Raw genomic sequence first — 19822 nt, 5'->3', positions numbered from 1 at the left:
TCGGTGCGCTACGTGATGGTGGACGGTGTGGTGCTGGGGGGAACGTGCCCGTCGACGGTGGCTTCGGCGACCTGCTCCGTGCCCTGCGCCGTCGGCGCGGCCTCACCCAGGAGGACCTGGCCGAGGCGTCCGGGTCCAGCGTCCGCGGCATCCGGGAGATGGAGAACGGCCGGGTCCGCTCCCCGCAACGCCGCACGGTGGCGCTGCTCGCCGACGCCCTCGACCTCGATGCCACGCAGCGCCGGCACTTCCTCGACCGGGCCCGCCCACCGGCCCCCGCCCCACCCGGGGACGGCTGCCCGACGACCCGGCCGACGGAGCCCGAGCCGCCCGGCGCGTTCGCGGCCGGCGGGCCCGCCGACCACCCGCCACCCCCCGCCGAGCTGCCCGCCGCCATTCCCGACCTGACCGGCCGCGCCGACGAACTCGCCGCGGTGCGGCGGCTGGCCGCCGACCGGCCCGACACCGGTCACGACACCGGGCCACGGGTGGCGGTGCTGCACGGCCCGGCCGGCACCGGCAAGACCAGCCTCGCCGTCGCCGCCGGGCACCGGATCAGCTCCGCCTATCCCGACGGCCAGCTCTTCGTCGACCTGCACGGTGCCACCCCGTCCGGGCGGGTCGAACCCACCGACGCCCTCGCCGGGCTGCTGCGTTCACTCGGTGCCCCCGACGACCGGATCCCCGCCGACGCCCGGCAGCGCGGCAACCTGTTCCGCACCCTCACCCGGGACCGCCGGCTGCTGCTGGTCGTCGACGACGCCGCCGACGAGGCCCAGGTACGGCCCCTGCTGCCGGCCGGTTCCCGGTGCCTCGTGCTGGTCACGGCCCGCCGGCCGCTGGCCGGGCTGGCCGGTGCCGTCCGCCTCCCACTGGACGTGCTCGACCCGGCCGCCGCCCGGGAGCTGCTCAGCGGCATCGTGGACGCCGACCGGGTGTCCGCCGACCCCGCGGGTGTCGACCAGCTCGTGATGCTCTGCGGGCGGCTCCCGCTGGCGCTGCGGGTCGCCGGGAACCGGCTGGCCACCCGTCCCGGCTGGCCGGTGCGGCACCTGGTCGACCAGCTCCGCGACCAGCGCCGCAGGCTCACCGCGCTCACCGCGGGCGACGTCGGGGTGCGGGCCGCGTTCGCGGTGTCGTACCGGCAGCTCGGCACCCCGGTCGCCGCGGTGTTCCGGCGGGCCTCGCTGATCCCCGGTTCCGACTTCGACGTCGACCTGGTCGCTGCGGTGGCCGGCACCGACACCGACACCGCGCTGGCGTCCGCCGAGGAACTCGTCGACGCGGGCCTGCTGTCGTCCTGCGGCGACCGGTACCAGTTCCACGACCTGGTCCGGCTCTTCGCCCAGGAACGCCTCGACGCCGACGACAGCCCGCAGCGGCGGCGCGACGCCCACGACGGCATGGTCACCTGGCTGCTCACCCGCGCCGAGCGGGCCGCCGCCACCTTCGACCCGGCCGGTCGCCGCACCGCCTCCCCGTTCGCGGGGCACCGGGCCGCCGCCGACTGGCTGGATCGTGAGGCCGGGCACTGGCTCGCCGCGCTGCGCGACGCCGCCCGGCAGGGCCGGCACGCCGACGTGGTCCGGGTCGCCCGGGCCCTGCACTGGTATTCCGACGTCGCCACCCACCGGCACGGCTGGGACGAGATCTTCTCCCTCGGGGTGACGGCCGCGCAGGCCCTGCGCAACCCGCACGACGAGGTCGTGCTGCTCAACTTCCTCGGCTGGGCCCGTTACCACTGCCGGGACCGGCACACCGAGGCACTCGACGCCCTGGACCGCGCCCTGGATCTGGCCGCGCGGTCGGGTGACCTGCGGGAGGAGGCGTGGGCGCTGACGTACCGCGCCGCCATCGGGGTGCGTACCGGTCGGGCTGACCTCGCCGTGCCCGCCGCCCGCCGGGCGTTGGCCCTGTTCCGTCAGGTCCGCTACGAGCTGGGGGAGTGGTGTGCGGCCAACGTGCAGGGCGTCGCCCTGACGACCGCCGGCCGGTTCGCCGAGGCGGCGGAGCTGCACCGGGCCGCGCTGGTGTTCTACCGCGGCGACACCGGTCTCAGCGGCACCGGCGCGCTCGTCGGCCAGGCGAGCACGACGATGAGCCTGGCGGCGGCCCTGGCCGGGCTGGGCCGGTGGCGGGAGGCCGCCGGGGAGTACGCCCGCGCCGGGCAGATGTTCCGGCAGGCCGGTTCGACGTTCGGCGAGGCCACGGCCGCGTACCGGCACGGCCTGGCGCTGCGGGAACTGGGCGACACCGGGGCGGCCCGCACCGAGCTGCGCCGGGCGCAGCGGCTCTTCGCCTCCGTGTCCAGCCCCTGGTGGGAGGCGCAGGCGCTGGCGGCACTGGCCACGGTGGCGCCGGCCGGCCCGGACGGCACGGCCGACGCCCGGCTGCTGCGGCGGCGGGCCCTGGACAGGTGCGGTGAACTGGACGCCCCCGAGGTCCACGGCCTGCGCGCCCGGCTGCGGCGGGAACTGGCCGAGTGAGCGGGGGCCCGGCAGGCCGAGTGCCGGGATCGACGGCCCAGGCTACGGGCCCGACCGCGTAAGCGGCCGGGCCCGTACCTGCGGTGGGGAACCGGATCAGGAGCAGGTCTCGCCGTCGAGCTGGAACGCGGTCGGCGCCGTGGCCGGACCGTCGGCGGTGAAGCCGAAGCTCACCGAACCGCCGGCCGGCAGGGTCGCGTTCCACGCCTCGTTGCTCACCTGCACGCTGCTGCCGGACTGGGTGAACGTGCCGCCCCAGTGGCCCTGGACGACCTGGCCGGCTCCGAAGGTCCAGCCGAGGTTCCAGCCGGCCCGCGTCGGGCCGTCGTTGTAGACCGTCACCGCGGCGGCGAATCCGGTGGCCCACGATTCGGTGACCACGTACGACACCCGGCAGGTGCTGGTGTCCACGCCCGTCACGGGAACGATGTCGCCGTAGTCGTCACGGGCGGTGGCGAAGTCCTGGAAACCGAAACCCGGCCCGGCCGAGCGAGTCGTCGTGCCGGCCGCCAGCACCGTGCCGTCGGCGTTCACCGCGTACACGGGACCGCCACTGTCGCCACCGCGTGCCGAATCCTCCCCGTCGAGCTGGGTCGCCTCGACCAGGTCCTCCCGGTCGTCGTAGTGGAACTCCACCCGCAGGTTGCAGACGGGCCGCCCGATCGTCCACGCCGACGTCGCCCCGGACTGGCAGAGCAACTGACCGGGGAAGACCTCGGTCCAGCCGACCACCCGGGCCCGGACGTTGTCGTGCGAGCCGCCCACGTACAGGTGGCCGCCGGGGGAGGCGGTGGTGATCAGCATGGTGTCGTGGTCGGCGTTCCTGTGGGTCTGTACGCCGATGGGCTCACCCGCGCCGTCGGTCCACTGGGCGCCGAGATCACCGCAGTGCCCGGCGCTGAGCACGTAGGTGTCGGTGGAGCCGGCGTCGCGGACGCCGAAACCGCTGGTGCACCCCGCCCCGGCCCAGATCCGGGCCCCGCCGCTCCAGGGCGCGGCGTCGTCCTCCCGTGACCGGGGGGCCAGTTCCTCGGTGCGTACGACGGCGGTGGGCACGCCGGTCGCCGGGAGCGCGGGCACGGCGATCCCCGGCTCGACGGCGACCTCGACGCCGCTGCCGTCGGCGCGCAACCGCACCCGGTGCACCGCGTCGTGCCGGTCGGTCACCGGCGCGAGCCGGGTCGCGGCGGCCGACAGTTCGACGCGCGAGTACCGCGCGGCGACCACCTCGACCGGAGCGATCCGGCGGGCCGTCGCCACGGCGGCGCGGACGTCGGCCGGTAGGGCACCCTTCCACCAGAGGGTCACGTGGTCGTCCACCAGGCCGAGGCCCGCGAAGCCACGGGCGCCACCCCGGTCAACGGTGGCCTTCAGGCCGGTGGCGGCGTCGACCAGCGGTGCCTGCGCCAGCATCGCGGCGCGGGTGTCGGCGGGGATCAGGTCGAGCACGGAGGCGTTCCGCTCGGGCGCGGCGGCCCGGCCGGCGGCGGGCCCGCCGGCCGGCACCAGCGCGGCGGTCGCCGCGAGCAGCCCGACGGCCGCGCCTCGGGACAGCAACTTCCAGGTCTGTGTCATGCCTTGGAGCCAACCGGCGGCAGGGGCGCGGGCCCAGGCAGGACGCCCGGCAGGAGCGCTCCTGCCGGGCATCCTGCCGGCTCACCCGGCCGGTCCGCCGACCGTCACGTCGGTTCCGGCCCGGTCCGGTCTGGGGCGGTGGGAGCCGTCAGGTGACCCGTGGCGTCTCGACGGGGACCGACGCCCAGGCCCGTCGTTCGGCGATGTCCCGTAGCCGGTCGAAGGCGTCCCACACGTCGACGAACCGGGTGTACAGCGGGGCCGCACCCAGCCGCAGCCGGTCGGGGACCCGGAAGTCGCCGACCACCCCGGCGGCGGCCAGCGCCCGGCAGACCCGCAGCGCCTCCGGGTGGCGCAGCGAGACGTGACTGCCGCGCCGGGCGGCGTCGCGCGGGGAGGCCAGGGCGAAACCGTACGGGGCGAGCCAGGCGTCGGCCAGCGCGACCATCAGTTCGCCGAGCCGGACGCCCTTGGCCCGGACCCGGTCGATGCCGGCCTCGGCCAGCACGTCCAACGCCGGATCCAGCGGGGCCATGGCCAGGATCGACGGGGTGCCCACCAGGAACCGGTCCAGCCCCTCGGCGGGTTCGTAGCCGGGCCCCATCCGGAACTGGTCGCGCCGTCCGAACCAGCCCTGCACGGGCTGGCGCAGCGTGTCCTGGAGCTCCCGTCGCACGTACAGGAACGCCGACGCGCCCGGGCCGCCGTTGAGGTACTTGTAGGTGCAGCCCACCGCCAGGTCCGCGCCGCTGGCGGTCAGCTCCACCGGCACCGCCCCCGCCGCGTGGGACAGGTCCCACAGGACGTGGGCCCCGACGCGGCGGGCCGCCGCGTTGACCGCTGCCATGTCGGCGAGCGCCCCGGAGCGGTACGAGACGGCGGACAGCACCACCAGCGCCACGTCGTCGTCCAGCGCGGTGGCGAGGGTGTCGGGTTCGGGGCCACCGTCCAGGTGCGACGGGATCAGCCGCAGCGTGTGCCCGCGCTGCGCGGCGAGCCCCTCCAGGATGTAGCGGTCGGTGGGGAAGTCCTCGGCGTCGGCCAGGATCGTCCTCCGGCCCGGACGGTCGTCCAACGCGGCGGCGGCCAGCTTGTACAGGTTGACCGATGTCGAGTCGCAGACCACCACCTCGTCGGGACGTGCCCCGAGGGCGTGTGCGGCCAGCCGGTCGCCCAGCCGGCGACTCCACTCGATCCAGGTCGGCCAGCCGCGTACCAGCTCGGTGCCCCAGCCGTGCCGGACGAGCCGGTCGAGGTGTGCCGGGGTCGCGGCCGGCAGCCGGCCCAGCGAGTTGCCGTCGAGGTAGATGAGATCGTCGGCGATCTGGAACCGGTCCCGCAGGTCGGCGAGCGGATCGGTGGCGTCCAGCTCCTTGGCGAGGGTGCGGGGCAGGTCGTGGGCCACTGTCGCTCGCTTTCCGTCCCGCGTCATCCGGCCCGGGACCGCCAAGACCGCACGGCGGGGTCGGCGGTCGCGGATGGGTCGCCGCGCGGGTCCCCGGGACTCGGCGCCCGAGCTGCGGACGAACGCCGGCCGGGCAAAGGTAGCCGATCGACGGGCGGCAGCCCTCGGCGGAGTCCCTGCTGACGAAGCCAAGCCGGGCGCCGACGACGCCATCGGCGTCGACCTGGCGTGCCGTTGACCCGAGGCCCGCGGGAATCCGACTACTTCTCGTGGACACGCCGTACACGCACGGTCGTCGCGGGTTCACCGTCTGCCCGCCGGGCTCCCATAGCATCGCCCCGGAGACGAGGCGTGTGCTGGGAGGTCAGACCGGATGCGGATCATGCGGACCGTGGTGGCGGTCGTTGTCGTACTGGCGGCCGGAGCTGTGGCGGGGGTGGCCGGCGCGGCCGTGTCCTCGCCGTTCACCGTCGTCAACGGGACGGTCCAGCCCGCCACGGGCACGCCGGTGCCGCCGTCGGGCACGCACGCCACGCTGTGGCGGACCGTCAGCTCCGCCAGCACCGTGGTGCACGGGTCCGGTCGGGTCCTGGTCGGCGCGATCGGCGACCACTGTGACGGCTGGCCGACGATCCGGGTCCGGGTGGACGGGGCGGCGGTCGGCGAGGCCCTGATCGACAGCGCCACCGACTACGGCAGCCACCCGGTGGGCCCCGAGCTGGCCGACGGCACCCGGACCGTCACCATCGAGATGGTGCACGACCGGTACACCAGTGAGTGCGACCGCAACGTCCACGTGGCGTACGCCCGGATGGAGACACCGCCGGGCGCGGTGGACAGCAGGTTCGCCTTCGCGGTGGTGCCCGACACGCAGGAGGAGGTTCTCGCCGCGGGCGACGGCCGGTTCCGTCAGCGCATCGACTGGCTGGTGGCCAACCGGGAGGCGCTGGACCTGCGCTTCGCCACGCACTCCGGCGACGTCGTCAACTACGACACCCCGGACCACGTGCAGTACGTCCGGGCCCGGGACGCCCTGCGGCCACTGGAGGCGGCCGAGATTCCGTACACCCTCGCGGTGGGCAACCACGACACCCAGGCGGCCGGCCCGGACGGCAGCCGGCGGTCCCCCGCCCGACGGTTGCTGCGCGACACCACCGTGTTCAACCGGTACTTCACCGCCGCCCGGTTCGGCGCGGTGCGCGGCCAGTTCGAGGCAGGCAAGATCGACAACGCGTACGCCACCTACCAGGCCGGTGGTGTGCGGTGGCTGGTGCTGACGCTGGAACTGTGGCCCCGTCCGGCGGCGGTCGCCTGGGCCGGGGCGGTGGTGGCCGCCCACCCGCGACACAACGTCGTCGTGGTGACCCACCACTACCTGGAGGAGGACGGCACGATCGGGCAGAGCGCGGGCTACGGGGCGACCAGCCCCCAGTACCTGTACGACCACCTGGTGAGCCGGTATCCCAACATCCGCCTCGTCTTCTCCGGCCACACCGGGTCGGCGACCCAACGGGTCGACGTCGGCGTGCACGGCAACCGGATCCACTCCTTCCTGCAGACGTTCCACTCCCGGCGCACCAACCCCGTCCGGCTCGTCGAGGTCGACACGGCGCGGGACACCCTGCGTACCTGGATCTACGCCCCGCACACCGACGAGACCTTGACCCACTCCCGCACGTACCCGCGGGTGGGCCTGCTGCGCTGACCACGACGCGCCGCCCCGGCCGGGCGGACGGACGGGTGTCGCGGTGGCCCGTCGGCCGGCCGGTGTGGGCGGCCGACCGACGGGGCCGGGTCAGCCGGCCGTGCAGCCCACCGCCGGGACGGTGTTGGTGCCGGCGCTGCTGGCGAGGAACCCGAAGCTGGCCTGCGCCCCGGGTGCCAGGGTGCCGTTCCAGCCCACGTTGCGGGCGGTGACGGTGGTGCCGTCCTGGGTGACCGTGGCGTTCCAGGCCTGGGTGATCCGTTGCCCGTCGGCGTAGGTGAACCGGGCGGTCCAGCCGGACAACGCGGCGGTGCCGCTGTTGCGGACGGTGACCTCGCCCTGGAAGCCGCCCTGCCACTGGTTGACCAGCCGGTAGGTGGCGGTGCATCCGGCCGGCGGCGGCGTCGGACTGGTGGTCGGCGTCGGGGTGGCGGTCGGTGACGGGGTGGGCGAGCCGGTCGGGGTGGGTGTGGCCCCGTCGAGCGCGGCGACCAGCGCGGGGTACCACCGGTCGGACATCTTCTGGTCGCCGGCCGCGTTCGGGTGCACGCCGTCGTAGGTGTCGGTGGCCGTGCTGAACCCGGTCCACTGGTCGACCACCACGACCGGCGAGGCCGTGGTGGTCTTGGCCGCCGCCCAGCCGTCGATGGCGTCGTTGAGGGCCACCACCCGCGGGCCGCACTCCGGGCAGGTGCCCGGGGCCATCGGAATGATCTTCGCGACGAGGACCTTCATCGCCGGGTTGCTGGCCCGCATCTGGTCGACCAGCCGGCCGTACGCCGAGAGGATCGTGCCCGGCGCGATGTTGCTCCACACGTCGTTGGTGCCGAAGTGCATCAGCACCACGTCGGGTCGGGTGGCCTCCAGCCAGCCGGGCAGCAGGTTCTGGTTCGCCACGTTGGTCACGAGGTAGCCGCCGTGGCCCTCGTTGTCCCCGTCGTGCGGCTGCCCGCAACCCTGCGGGCCGAGCGTACCGACGAAGTCGACGTTCGTGTGGCCGGTGGCCTGGAGTCGGTTCCACAGGATGGACCGCCAGCAGCCCGGCGAGCCGGTGATCGAGTCGCCGAGCGGCATCACGCGCACCGGCGCGGCGGCGGGCCGCGCGGGCGCGGCGGCGTGCGCGGCGGGTTGCGCGGGGGTGGTCAGGGCGGCCAGGGCCAGGGGCACCGCGGCCAGGGTGGCGACGAGGGCGTGGATCAGGGGCCTTCGGAGCATGGGTGATGAACTCCTGTCACAGGTCGGATGGTCGTGTGACGGCCCTTGCTCCCGCCACAGTCAACCAAAGGCATCGACGGACTGCAATCACCTGCCGGCGTGGAGGAGACGCTCACGCGTGAGCTGGCGGACCTCGTACCACTGCATGGACGAGGACCTGCTCCGCGCTGCACCGGCCCGTCGGCCTGGATCTGGCGACGGGCGGCGCCCGTGACACAGGCCGAGCCGCCGGGTGGCCTCCGGCCGCACGTAGCCCCGCAGGTGTCGGCGCTCGGCGACGTGCCGAAGTCCGACTCCCTCACCGTGTCCGACCCATCACCTAGAGTCGAATCGGCTGTGCGGCGCGAGGGAGGCCATCGGTGACGGAGACTGCCATCGAACGGGGCGGGGCGACCCGTGACGGCGCCGCGGCGGCGGAGCCGCTGCTGCCGGAGCTGCGGGCCGTGTGGTGGGAGGCGGGCGTGCGGGCCCGCGCGGAGGCCGGCGTCCTCGCCGTCTTCGCCGAGCTGCCCCGGCTGGTGGCGGAGGCGGTGCGGGTCAGCTGGCGGGCGGACCGGCTGCGCACCTCGATCGTGGCCCTGACGACCGTCGGCTCAGGAGTGATGGCCGGCGGTGGGCTGCTGGCCACCCAGCGGGTGCTGGTGGAGTTGTTCGCGGCCGGCCCCACCCCGGACAAGGTGGTCGCGGCGCTGCCGGCGCTCGCCGTTCTGGCCACGGTGACCGCGCTGCGCGGCGGCTTGGGCATCGTCACCGGTTACGCCCAGAACGGCCTGGCACCCCGGGTCCGTCAGGAGGTGGAGCGGGGCCTGTTCGAGGTGACCACGGCGGTGCGGCTCGACGCCTTCGACGCGGACGCCTTCGCCGACGACATGGAACGCGCCTCCCGGGGCACCGAGTCGACGGTCAGCCTGGTGCAGGCGGTGACGAACCTGCTCGCCGGCCTGGCCGGGCTGCTCGCGGTGGCCGTGGCCGTGGTGCTGATCCATCCGCTGCTGCTGCCGGCGTTGCTGGTCGCCACGCTGCCGAGGGCCTGGGCCTCGCTGCGGGCGGGCCACCTGACGTACCAGACGTGGGCAGCCGGGTCGGTGCGGCGGCGGCGCCGGGGGCTGCTGCACGGGCTGATGGCCGAGCGGGTCTCCGCACCGGAACTGCGCTCGTACGGGCTGCGCCGGTTCCTGCTGGACCAGTACGACCGGGTGATGGGGGTGGAGACCGGCATCCAGCTCGCCCTCGCCCGCCGGGTGACCACCATGACCAGCCTCGGCGCGGTCGTCGGTGGGATCGCCACCGGCGCGGTGTACGTCCTGTTGGGCCTGCTGCTCGTCGACGGCCGGATTCCGCTGGCAGCGGCGGCGACCTGCGTGATCGCGGTACAGGCGGCGCAGCGGTCGCTCGCCGTGGCCACCTACCAGGTGGACCAGGTCTACAGCGAGGGGCAGCACTTCGGCGACTATGCCGGCTTCATGAACCGCGCCGCCGACTACCTGCCGGCGGCCGGCTCCGGTGCGGCCCCGCCGCCGCTGCGGGAACTCTCCGTGCGAGAGGTCACCCTGAGCTATCCCGATCGCAAGGAGGCGGCCGTGGACGACGTCACCCTGACCGTCCGGGCCGGCGAGACCGTGGCCTTCGTGGGGGAGAACGGCTCCGGCAAGAGCACCCTCGCCGCCGTGATCGCCACCCTGCGCATGCCGTCGGCGGGGGTGGTCGAGTGGAACGGGCGGCCGTACGCCGAGTGGGACGCCGACCGGTTGCGCGACCGGATCGCCGTGGTCACCCAGGAGTACCACAAGTGGCCCTTCACCGCCGCCACCAACATCGCCATCGGCGATGTCGAGGCCGAGGCCCGGCAGGACCGCATCGAGGCGGCTGCCGCCCGGGCCGCCGCGCACGACACGATCGTCGAGCTGCCCTACGGGTACGAGACGCTGCTCGACCGGACCTTCGCCAAGGGGCAGGACCTCTCCGGTGGCCAGTGGCAGCGGATCACCGCGGCCCGCGGGTTCCTCCGTGACGCGGAGCTGCTCATCATGGACGAACCCTCCTCGGCGCTGGACCCGCGCGCCGAGGACGCCCTCTTCCAGTCCATCCGGGACCGGCAGGGGCGGTTGACCACGATCCTCATCACCCACCGGCTGGCCAACGTCCGGCACGCCGACCGCATCTTCGTGCTCGACCGGGGTGCCCTGGTCGAGTCCGGCAGCCACGACGAGCTGATGGCCGCGGGTGGCAGGTACGCCGAGCTGTTCACCCTCCAGGCGGCCGGGTACGACGTGGCTCCGCCGCGGGTTCCGCCGCCGCGAGGCACCGTCGGATGAGTCATCCCACCTTCGGCGTCGCTCGGGCGATGATCGTGGCCGTGTCGACGCCGGCCGGCAGGGTGCCGTACGCGTAGCCGTGGTCGCCACCGAGTCGGGAGGCGCAGAAGGCGTCGGCCACCGCCGGGTGACCGTGGCGCACCAGCAGCGAGCCCTGCACGACCAGGGCGAGACGCTCCACCAGGCGGCGGGCCCGCAGCTCCACCTCGTGCGGGTCGGTCAGGTCGGCGCGCAGCCGCCGCACGGCGGCGTCGAGGCGGGCGTCCGCGCCGGCCGCCGCGGCCAGTTCCGCCTCGAACGCGGCCATCACCTCCGGTTCCCGGGTGAGGGCGCGCAGCACGTCCAGGGCGGCGACGTTGCCGGAGCCCTCCCAGATCGAGTTCAGCGGCGACTCCCGGAACAGCCGGGGCATGCCGGACTCCTCCACGTAGCCGTTGCCGCCCAGGCATTCCAGGGCCTCGGCGGCGTGGCCGGGCCACCGCTTGCAGACCCAGTACTTGCCGACCGCCACGGCGAGGCGTCGGAACGCCGACTCGTCGGCGTCGCCGCGCGCCGACCGGTCCGTCGCTCCGGCGAGCCGCATCATGAGGACGGTGGCGGCCTCGGACTCCACGGCCAGGTCCGCGAGCACGTTGCGCATCAGCGGCTGGTCGACCAGGTGCCGGCCGAAGGCCCGCCGGTGCGCGGCGTGGTGCGCGGCGGTGGTCACGCCCTGACGCATACCGGCGGCCGCGCCGACGAGGCAGTCGAGCCGGGTGAGGTTGACCATGTCGATGATGGTGCGTACGCCCCGGCCCTCGTCGCCGACCCGCCAGGCCACGGCGTGTTCGTACTCGATCTCGGAGGACGCGTTGGACCGGTTGCCCAGCTTGTCCTTCAGGCGCATCAACCGCATCGGGTTGCGGGTGCCGTCGGGCAGCACCCGGGGCACCAGGAAGCAGGTCAGTCCGTCGGGTGCCTGGGCCAGGGTGAGGAACAGGTCGCACGTGGGGGCCGAGGTGAACCACTTGTGCCCGACGAGCCGGTAACTGCCGTCCGGTTCGGGGCGGGCGGTGGTGGTGTTGGCCCGGACGTCCGAGCCGCCCTGCTTCTCGGTCATCGACATGCCCGCCAGCAGACCCCGCTTGCTGTGCGGCGCACGCAGCCCCGGTTCGTACGCCGTGGCGGTGAGCAGCGGTTCGTACCGCGCGGCCAGGTCCGGGGCGTGCCGCAGTGCCGGCACCGCCGCGTACGTCATGGAGATCGGGCAGCCGTGGCCGGCGTCGGGCCGCCAGGCGTAGAACTTCGCGGCGCGGGCGACGTGTGCGCCGGGGCGGTCGTCGGCCCACGCGGCGGCGTGCAGCCCGTAGGTGACGGCGGTCCCCAGGAGTTCGTGCCAGGACGGGTGGAACTCCACCTCGTCGATCCGGTGGCCGTAGCGGTCGTGGGTGCGCAGCACCGGTGGGTGGTCGTTGGCCAGTCGGCCGTGTTCGATCGCCTCCGTGCTCCCGGCGAGCCGACCGAGCTCGTGCAGCTCGGCGGTCGCCCAGCCGGCGCCCTCCCGGTCGAGCCCGTCCAGCAGCGCCGGGTCGTCGGCCGTGTCGTGGCCGGCCAGCGGCGGGACCTGGTTGAACACTTCGTGCGTCGTCACGTCGGCACTCCCAGCGCGCGGTGGATGAACGTGGTCAGCTCCGTGATGGTGTCCGGACCCGCGACCCCGGCGGCCAGCGGGCCGACCATGGCCTCGGCGAGGGCACCGACGAGCGCGGTGGCGGTCAGCTCGGGATTCTGCGGGGGCAGTTCGCCGCTCGCCACGCCCTGTGCCACGAAGCCGGCGACGAGGTCGGCGTGCGCCCGGCGGAAGACGAGGCGCTGCGCGTCCACGGCCGGGTCCACGGGTTCGGCGAGCAGCGCGTACGCCAGGCGGGGTGACCGCAGCGCCCGCCCGGCGAAGGTCGCCACGACGGCGGACATCCGGGCGGCGGCCGTGGTCTGCCTGGCCGCCCCACGGGTGACCGCGTCGATCTCGCGTTGCGACGCGGTGCGGAACACCTCGGCGAACAGGTCGCCCTTGGTGGGGAAGTGGCGGTAGACGCTGCCGGTGGCCATGCCGGCGCGCTGGGCGACGGCGGCGACGGTGCAGCCGGCGTACCCGTGCTCGGCCATGATCTCCAGCGCCGCCGCGACCGTCCGTTCGCGGGACGCGGTGAGCCGGGCCCTGACCCGCTCCGTCGTCCGGTACGCCATCCAAGGATTGAACCAGCGTTCAGTTCTTCCTGGCAAGCCTGCCCCGCCGGAGCTGGCCCTCCGACGCTCCGGTCCCCGTCGACGCTCCGGCCTCGACGCGGGCGCGTTGCCGGTAGCCGGCGTGACCCGGTGGTGCGCCACGCGGGCGCGCGACCCCGGGCGGGAAGAGACGCGGCCGGCCGACCCCGAACGGGGCCGGCCGGCCGGTGGGGTCGGTCACGAGGTACGTCCGCCTCGTGACCGACCGATCAGGCGGTGGTGCCGGTGACGCTGCTGCCGGACTTCGTGACCCGGTAGGTGACCGTCGCGCCGCTCCAGAAGTGGAAGGTGAGGGTCACCGGCTCGTCCCCGCGCACCTCGGCGAAGAACTCCGGCTTCAGGGCGATGGTGCCGTCCTCGTAGTTCGGCGCGAACGTCACGTCGAACTCCTTGTACGACGTCCAGTTGTGCGGGCCGGCGTTGCTGCCGTCGGCGTACTTCGCCTCCATGGTGGCCAGTACGTCGCCCCGGAAGGTGGTCGGGACGGCGAAGTCGCTCGTCGTGCCGGTCGCGTTCCGCAGCACCGGGGTGTCGTACGTGATCACGTTGATCCGCCACGGCTTGCCGGCCGAGAACCGGGCGTGCAGGACGGCGTTGACGCCGTACGCCCGGTCGCCGACCAGCCGGGTCAGCGCGGACGCGGTCAGCGTCAGCTGGTTGCCCGAGACCGTGTAGTCGGTGCCCCGGACGAGATCCGTGCTGCCGTGCCGCAGGCTCTGGAAGGTCGTGCCGTTGAGGTTGAGCGTGATCGTCCTGGCGGTCACGCCGCCGGTGCGCCCGACGAACACCTGGTCGGTGGACGCGGTGCCGGAGCGGGTGGTCCAGCTCGACTTGATCTGGGCGAACAGCTCCGGGTCCTTCCACACGAAGCTGGTGCGGTCGAGGTGCTGCCCGTTGTCCCACAGCTGGGTGGTGATCTGCCTGCTGCGGGCGTGGTGGCCGAGGAACTCGAAGAACTTGAGCTTCTCGCCCTGCTGGATGGTGCCGGTGTGCCGGTCGAAGCCGAGCAGCCCGTACTCGCCGATGATCACGGGGATGTCCCGCGCGACGAACGCGTCGTGCACCCGGTCGAAGGAGTCGACCAGATCCTGCTGGGCGACGGCGTCGAAGCGGGTGCCGCCGGCGACGTTGACGCTGAACGGCCAGTAACCGTAGAAGTGCGTGGTCGCGATGATGTTGGGGTCGTCGAGCTGGTCGATCGTGGCGACCAGTTCGTCGACGCGGGCCTGGTCGGACGAGGTGTGCAGGGTGGGCAGCACGAGCAGGCGGGTGGCGTTGCCGCCGCCGGACTGGCGCACGATGCGGTGGAACGACGTGTTCAGCTCGTGCAGCAGCTCGGCGTTCTGGGCGTCACCGGAGCTGTTGGTGAACTGCGGCTCGTTGACGCTCTCGAAGGTCAGTTTCGGCGAGTGGTTGCGGAACGTCGACGTGACCTGGGTCCAGATGGCGTTGTAGCGGGCCAGTACCCCCGCCCGGTCGGCCGGCATGTTCGAGATCCACTGCCACGAGTCGTGATGAATGTTGATCATCACGTAGAGGTCCTCGGTGAGGGCCCAGTCGACCACCTCCTTCACCCGGTTCAGCCAGGTCGGGTCGATGGTGTAGGTGGGGGCGGGACCGGTGCGCTCGGTCCAGGTGACCGGGATGCGGATGCTGTTGAAGCCCTGGTCCTTGATGTTCGAGATCAGCGCGCGGGTGACCCGGGGGTTGCCCCAGGCGGTCTCGTCGCCCCCGATCGAGTCGAAGGTGTTGCCGAGGTTCCAGCCGGGCTGCATGGCCGCGACGGCCGCCATCGGGTCGCCGGTCGGCGGGGGAGTGGTGGGTGGCGGGGTGGTGGGCGGCGGGGTGGACGGCGGCGGCGTGCTCGGCGGCGGGCTGCTCGGCGGGGGCGTGGTGCCGTCGACGCGGCCGGTGCAGGTCACGCCGTTGAGGGCGAACGTGGTCGGCGCGGTGTTGGCGCCGGTCCAGGAGCCGTTGAACCCGAAGGAGACCGTGCCGTTGGTGGCGATGGCGGCGTTGTAGCCGACGTTCGTGGCGGTGACGTCGGCGCCGGAGGAGGTGACCGTGGCGTTCCACGCCTGGGTCACCTGCTGGCCCGACGGGAAGCGCCAGGTCAGCCGCCAGCCGTTGACCGGGTCGCCGAGGTTGGTGACGCTGACGTTGGCGGTGAAGCCGCCGGGCCACTGGCTGGGCGCGGCGTAGTCCACCCGGCAGCCCGCCGCTGCCTGTGCGCTGCCCGCGACGGCCACGCCGAGGCCGAGCATCAGCGTGGTGATGCCGCCCGTGGCCAGGCCGAACCGCCACCGTGTTCGTCTCAACGTGCTCCGAAGGCCGGTCATGACGCTCCTCGCGCTTCACTGTCGGTTGAGGTGGTTCCGCCGGGCGGACTCCACCGAGTGAATCGCAGATTAAGTTTAAGTTCTAAACTTTGTCAATTGGTAACGGACGATGGCTGCGCAGGTCAGTGGATCTGCCGGCCACCCGCGTCCGGCACCCCGGACTTGCGGTGGAAGTACGCGTTGACCTGGTCCCGCCACTCCCGCGCGCAGCGCACCTGCTCGGCCAGGCGCTCGGTCACCCGGGCGTGCAGCACCGGATCGACCAGCCCGGACAGCCGCCGCCACCGCCGGCACGTCGCCTCCACCTCGGCCACCCCGGCGAAGTGCGTGTCGTAGATGTGCTGGATGACCGTGCTGCCGCTGTGCAGCACGTGCCCGTACGGCACGTGGTGGAAGAACAGCAGCAGTTCGTCGGGGCACCGCTCCCGCGACTCGTAGACCTCCCGCCAGGGCTCGGGATACTGGCCGGTGAACCCGGTCCCCGTCGCGCGGGTGCGGTCCACCCCCACCCCGTCCCGGTCCGCGAAGTGGTAGGTGCCCCACGGCGTGTACTCGTACCCGTCGACGTCCGGCCCGTAGTGGTCCCCCGGCCGGACCATGAACCCCACCCCCAGCGGCGCGGTGTACCGCTCGTACGTGCGCCACGAGTCGTCCATGACCTCGTGCAGAGTCCGGCGCACCAGCGCCGGGTGGGCGGTGGTGCCCGGCGGGAAGGTCAACGAGATCCACTCGTCGAGCACGGTGCGCGGCGCCAGCGTCGGATCCCAGGCGAGCCGACCGAACGCGTAGAGGTTGGCCTGCGCCAGTGGGTGGCCGGTCCAGAACGGGTCGTCGCCCACGTTGGACACCCCCACCAGCCCGCCCCGGGCCGTGATCGCGGCGACGGTGGGCCCGTCCGGCCCCCATGGCGCGAACCGGAGCACCTCACTCCAACAGGGACCCAGGTAGCACACGTGCCGCTGCTGCCCGGTGTACTCCTGGGTCACCTGGACCTCCACCGCCACCCGGGTGGCCGGCATGGCCGCGATCACCGGCGACACCGGCTCCCGCGCCTGGAAGTCGATCGGCCCGCACTTCACCTGGAGCACCACGTTGTCCCGGAACCGCCCGTCCAACGGCGCGAAGTGGTCGTAGGCGGCCCGCGCCCGGTCGGTGGACCGGTCCCGCCAGTCCTGCCGGTGGTCGTAGACGAAGGCCCGCCAGTGCACCACACCCCCGTGCGGGGCGAGCGCCTCGGCCAGTACGTTCGCCCCGTCGGCGTGGTCCCGCCCGTACGCGAACGGACCCGGCTGCCCCTCCGAGTCGGCCTTCACCACGTACCCGCCGAAGTCGGGGATCAGCGCGTACACCGCCCGGGTGGTGGCCGCCCACCATGCCCGCACCCGCTCGTCGGCCGGGTCGGCCGTCGGCAGGCCACCGAGGGCGACGGAAGAGGCGAAGCCGACGGACAGGTGCACCCGCACCCCGTAGGGGCGCAGCACGTCCGCGATCGCGGCCACCTCGCCGAGCCGGTCGGTCAGCAGCCGGGCCTCCGTGGCGTGCACGTTGACGTTGTTGACCGCCACCGCGTTGACCCCGCAGGCAGCCAACAGCCGGCCGTACGCGCGCACCCGCGCGGTGTCGCCGCGCGCCGCCCCGGCCCGCCAGAAGATCGATCCGCCGGCGTAGCCCCGCTCCACCTGCCCCATCACCGGGTGGACGTCCACGTTGTCCCAGTGGTCCAGCATCCGCAGCGCCGTCGCCGGCCGGTGCCGGGCCACCGGCAGGTCCCCCGTGAAGGCCGCCTCGCCGAGGCGGACCACGTAGAACAGCCCGTACAGCAGGCCGGCCGGGGCGTCGGCGAGGACCACCGTGACCCCGTCGGCGCGGACCAGCAGGAAGCCCTCCCCACCCAGCCCGTCGCCGGCCACGCCCTGCGCCCGAGCCAGCGCGGCCCGCGCCGCCGGCACGGGGGGCGGGCCGACGCCGCGCAGCGCGAGCACCAGGTCCGCCCCGCGGCCCCGGCCCCCGAGCCGGCCACCGTGGCGCGCGCAGGCCGCGACGACCTCCTCGCGGACGGTGTCCACCAGCGATCCGGCGCCGTGCACCATGACCCGGCGCGACCCGACGGCGTGGAACGCCTCCGCCGGTAGCCAGGCGGCGTGCACCCCCGGCGGCGGACCGTCGGTCAGCACGTGAATTCCTTCCGGATCGCGGCGACCATCGGTGCGCTGCCGCGCAGGACCGCCAGAACCAGCACCGAGCCCAGCGCCGCCACCACCGCCTCGGAGGTGAGCACCGTCAGCCCGACCGTGCCCGCGAGCAGGCAGGCGTTGGTGAGCGTGCCGCCCGGGCAGCGGACGAGGAAGTACCCGGCGAGCCGGACGACGTCGCGGCGCCGGAAGGTGAACAGCGAGGTGATGACCAGGGCGTTCGCCCCGACCAGGGTCACGCTCACACCGACCAGCGCCAACGGTACGGCCCACCAGCCGGGCACCCCCGCCACCGGCAGGTGGGCGAGGTTGACCGCGATGACGGTCAGCCACAGCAACAGCGGTACGCAGACCAGCAGCGCGCCACCCAGGTTGGCCCGGTAGCCGCGCCGGAACCGCCGCCACGGGTGCAGGTCGGTCGTGTCGGGATGTTGGTGGTGCAGCGTGTACACCGCGGCGGACAGCGCGGGGCCGAGCGGTACCGCGCAGAGCGCGACCAGCGGCAGATTGCTCACGTGCCGGTCCAGCGCGACCAGCGCGACCAGGCCGGGGGCCGCGCCGACCAGCAACAACAGCTCGACCACGAGCAGCGTGTAGACCAGCGCGGCGGCACGCGACAGCGGTCCGTCGCCGACCTGGTGCCCGGCGGCGGTGCTCACGCCGTCCCCGCCGGGCCCGGTGCCGTGGTGACCTGGCGGTCCGGTGCCGCGGTGATCCGGCGATGCGTCGCGGCCGGGTCGTCGGTGCCGAGCAACCGGGCCTCGTCCCACCACGGCGGCGTCTCGTCGACCACCGGCGTCACCTCCGCGAGGGTCACCTCGTGCCGGTTCAGATGCAGGTCCAGTGCGACGCGGCCGGCCACCACCGGCAGCGACGCGTGCCGGCGGACCGGCTCGGCGGCCTGGCGCAGCACGTCCAGTTGCCGGGGGGTGGGGGCGGCCGGCCGGCCCAGCTCACCCCAGGCCCGCCACGCGTTGCCCGCCTCATCGCTGACCGAGGAGCGCAGCAGGAAGGCGGTGTGGGCGCCGGGCACCGGCAGGGACAGGCGTACGGCGTGCCCGTCGACGGGGTCGCGCCCGGTGACGTCGACCGGCGCCCAGGCCAGCACGGACACCCGCCCGGTGTCGTCGCGGGTGACCAGGTGGTCGGGGCCCCGGGCGAGCACCTGGTCACCGAGGCGGGCCATGAAGGCGTACAGGTGGTAGGTGGGCTTTCTGACCTGGCGGTGGGTGAGCAGGCCGAAGCCGCCGTGGAACAGCGCCGTGGGGATCCCCACCTCCTCGAACACGTCGCTGAACGTCCAGTACGCGAAGGAGTCGACCAGGTCGCCCCCGCCGGCCAGCACCGGAGCGAGGTAGGCGGCGTGGAACGCGGTGTCGTGGATCGGGTTGTCCGGCCGGTAGGAGGAGTTGAACTCGGTGACGTGCACCGGCAGCCCCGCCAGGCAGGTGCCCGCGAGCTGCCGGCGTGGGCTGGCGAACTGCTCCAGCAGCCGCCGCGCCGGGGCCAGCCTCTGGTGGACGCCGAACGGCACGTGCCGGGCCGGTCCCGAGGTGTACGCGTGCCGGCTGACGAAGTCCACCGGCACCGAACGGGCGTCGACGAACTCGGCGAACCGGGGCAGCCAGTCGTCGTCGGCGCCGGGGGACAGCGCCGGGCCGCCGACCTGGAGCGCGGCGTCCACCTCCTTGACCGCGTGTGCGCTCACCTCGTACAGCCGGTGGTAGGCGTCGGCGTCCGCACCCTGCCAGAACTCCGTCAGGTCGGGTTCGTTCCACACCTCGATCGGCCAGCCGCGCACCTCGTCGAGGCCGTACCGGTCGACGAGGTGGCCGACGGTGGCCCGGACGAGGTCGGCCCACTGCCCGTACGAGCGTGGTGGTGTCACGTTGCCCTGCCACCAGAACACCGTCTGCTCGCCGCTGGCCAGACCCGAGGGCATGAAGCCCAGTTCCAGGAAGGGCCGCACCCCCAGGTCGAGGTACGCGTCGACCACCTGGTCGAGGTAGGTGAAGGCGTGCCGGACGTGCCGCTCGCCCCGGTACTCGTACGGGCGGTGGATGCCGACCCCGTCGCTGAACAGCCCGTGCCCACGGATGTGCCGGAACCCGATGTCGCGTTGGACGAGGGCGAGCGACTCCTGGTAGTCGCGCCGAAGGGCCAGGTCGAACCGGCCGGTGCCCACGGCGAACCGCCAGGCGTCGGACAGTCGGGCGTGGGGGTGCTCCGCAACGGTGATCCGCATCGTCGTCCCTCGTGCTCGGTGCGTCGTCCGGGTAAGGCCGGCCGGTCCGGCGTGCCCCGGGGCACGCCGGACCGGCGTCG

12 protein-coding genes are annotated in these 19822 nt (G+C 74.0%); 3 read left to right on the top strand and 9 right to left on the bottom strand.

Annotated elements, in window-relative coordinates:
• Window positions 1–44 precede the first annotated feature (44 nt).
• Window positions 45–2486, top strand: coding sequence for an ATP-binding protein (locus GA0070616_RS01060; protein ID WP_175439937.1), 2442 nt, complete (start codon window positions 45–47; stop codon window positions 2484–2486).
• A gap of 96 nt (window positions 2487–2582) precedes the next feature.
• On the opposite strand, the gene GA0070616_RS01055 is transcribed toward GA0070616_RS01060, so the two are convergent.
• Together GA0070616_RS01055 and kynU are read right to left on the bottom strand one after the other, a co-directional pair.
• Window positions 2583–4061 carry a cellulose binding domain-containing protein gene (locus tag GA0070616_RS01055; protein WP_091074951.1) on the bottom strand — a complete coding sequence of 493 codons (1479 nt, stop codon included), beginning with the start codon at window positions 4059–4061 and terminating at the stop codon, window positions 2583–2585.
• Between the two features lie 148 nt (window positions 4062–4209).
• On the bottom strand, window positions 4210–5466 hold the full coding sequence (gene kynU / locus GA0070616_RS01050) for a kynureninase (protein ID WP_091074949.1): 1257 nt from the start codon (window positions 5464–5466) through the stop codon (window positions 4210–4212).
• Between the two features lie 373 nt (window positions 5467–5839).
• Between kynU and GA0070616_RS01045 the strand changes: the two genes are divergently transcribed.
• Complete coding sequence (locus GA0070616_RS01045) at window positions 5840–7171, top strand: metallophosphoesterase (RefSeq protein ID WP_091074947.1); 1332 nt, start codon at window positions 5840–5842, stop codon at window positions 7169–7171.
• Window positions 7172–7261: 90 nt separating this feature from the next.
• On the opposite strand, the gene GA0070616_RS01040 is transcribed toward GA0070616_RS01045, so the two are convergent.
• The gene (locus GA0070616_RS01040; protein WP_091074945.1) at window positions 7262–8386 is read right to left on the bottom strand and encodes a cellulose binding domain-containing protein; all 1125 of its coding nucleotides are present in this window, start codon (window positions 8384–8386) and stop codon (window positions 7262–7264) included.
• A gap of 374 nt (window positions 8387–8760) precedes the next feature.
• Between GA0070616_RS01040 and GA0070616_RS01035 the strand changes: the two genes are divergently transcribed.
• A complete protein-coding gene (locus GA0070616_RS01035; RefSeq protein ID WP_245712919.1) occupies window positions 8761–10701 on the top strand; it encodes an ABC transporter ATP-binding protein in 1941 nt (646 codons plus the stop codon).
• 1 nt (window position 10702) lies between these two features.
• On the opposite strand, the gene GA0070616_RS01030 is transcribed toward GA0070616_RS01035, so the two are convergent.
• The 6 genes from GA0070616_RS01030 to GA0070616_RS01005 all read right to left on the bottom strand — a co-directional run bounded on the left by GA0070616_RS01030 (window position 10703) and on the right by GA0070616_RS01005 (window position 19742).
• Window positions 10703–12331 (bottom strand): isovaleryl-CoA dehydrogenase, encoded by a 1629-nt coding sequence (locus tag GA0070616_RS01030; protein ID WP_091074942.1) that lies wholly within the window; start codon window positions 12329–12331, stop codon window positions 10703–10705.
• Entirely contained in the window at window positions 12328–12927 is a 600-nt protein-coding gene (locus GA0070616_RS01025; protein WP_091074940.1) for a TetR/AcrR family transcriptional regulator, read from the bottom strand. The genes GA0070616_RS01030 and GA0070616_RS01025 overlap by 4 nt, the downstream gene beginning before the upstream one ends.
• 248 nt (window positions 12928–13175) lie before the next feature.
• Window positions 13176–15305, bottom strand: a complete 2130-nt coding sequence (locus GA0070616_RS01020) for a cellulase family glycosylhydrolase (protein WP_091074938.1) — start codon at window positions 15303–15305, stop codon at window positions 13176–13178.
• 122 nt (window positions 15306–15427) lie between these two features.
• Window positions 15428–17479: an alpha-glucuronidase gene (locus GA0070616_RS01015; protein WP_245712597.1), complete on the bottom strand. Its 2052-nt coding sequence runs from the start codon at window positions 17477–17479 to the stop codon at window positions 15428–15430.
• Window positions 17473–18156 carry a YesL family protein gene (locus tag GA0070616_RS01010; RefSeq protein ID WP_091074936.1) on the bottom strand — a complete coding sequence of 228 codons (684 nt, stop codon included), beginning with the start codon at window positions 18154–18156 and terminating at the stop codon, window positions 17473–17475. Before GA0070616_RS01010 ends, GA0070616_RS01015 begins: the two co-directional genes overlap by 7 nt.
• Window positions 18153–19742, bottom strand: a complete 1590-nt coding sequence (locus GA0070616_RS01005) for a GH39 family glycosyl hydrolase (RefSeq protein WP_091074934.1) — start codon at window positions 19740–19742, stop codon at window positions 18153–18155. Before GA0070616_RS01005 ends, GA0070616_RS01010 begins: the two co-directional genes overlap by 4 nt.
• Window positions 19743–19822 lie beyond the last annotated feature (80 nt).

This window comes from Micromonospora nigra (genome assembly GCF_900091585.1).
Classification (GTDB): Bacteria; Actinomycetota; Actinomycetes; order Mycobacteriales; family Micromonosporaceae; genus Micromonospora; species Micromonospora nigra.
Note: the sequence above shows the minus strand (reverse complement) of the source record. Positions and strands in the feature narration are given on the sequence as shown.

What these genes read in the sequence shown, in the direction of transcription:
- GA0070616_RS01055 (WP_091074951.1), bottom strand. Translation starts at nt 4,061, where the DNA reads ATGACACAGACCTGGAAGTTGCTGTCCCGAGGCGCGGCCGTCGGGCTG.
- GA0070616_RS01045 (WP_091074947.1), top strand. Translation starts at nt 5,840, where the DNA reads ATGCGGATCATGCGGACCGTGGTGGCGGTCGTTGTCGTACTGGCGGCC.
- GA0070616_RS01040 (WP_091074945.1), bottom strand. Translation starts at nt 8,386, where the DNA reads ATGCTCCGAAGGCCCCTGATCCACGCCCTCGTCGCCACCCTGGCCGCG.
- GA0070616_RS01025 (WP_091074940.1), bottom strand. Translation starts at nt 12,927, where the DNA reads ATGGCGTACCGGACGACGGAGCGGGTCAGGGCCCGGCTCACCGCGTCC.
- GA0070616_RS01020 (WP_091074938.1), bottom strand. Translation starts at nt 15,305, where the DNA reads ATGACCGGCCTTCGGAGCACGTTGAGACGAACACGGTGGCGGTTCGGC.
- GA0070616_RS01005 (WP_091074934.1), bottom strand. Translation starts at nt 19,742, where the DNA reads ATGCGGATCACCGTTGCGGAGCACCCCCACGCCCGACTGTCCGACGCC.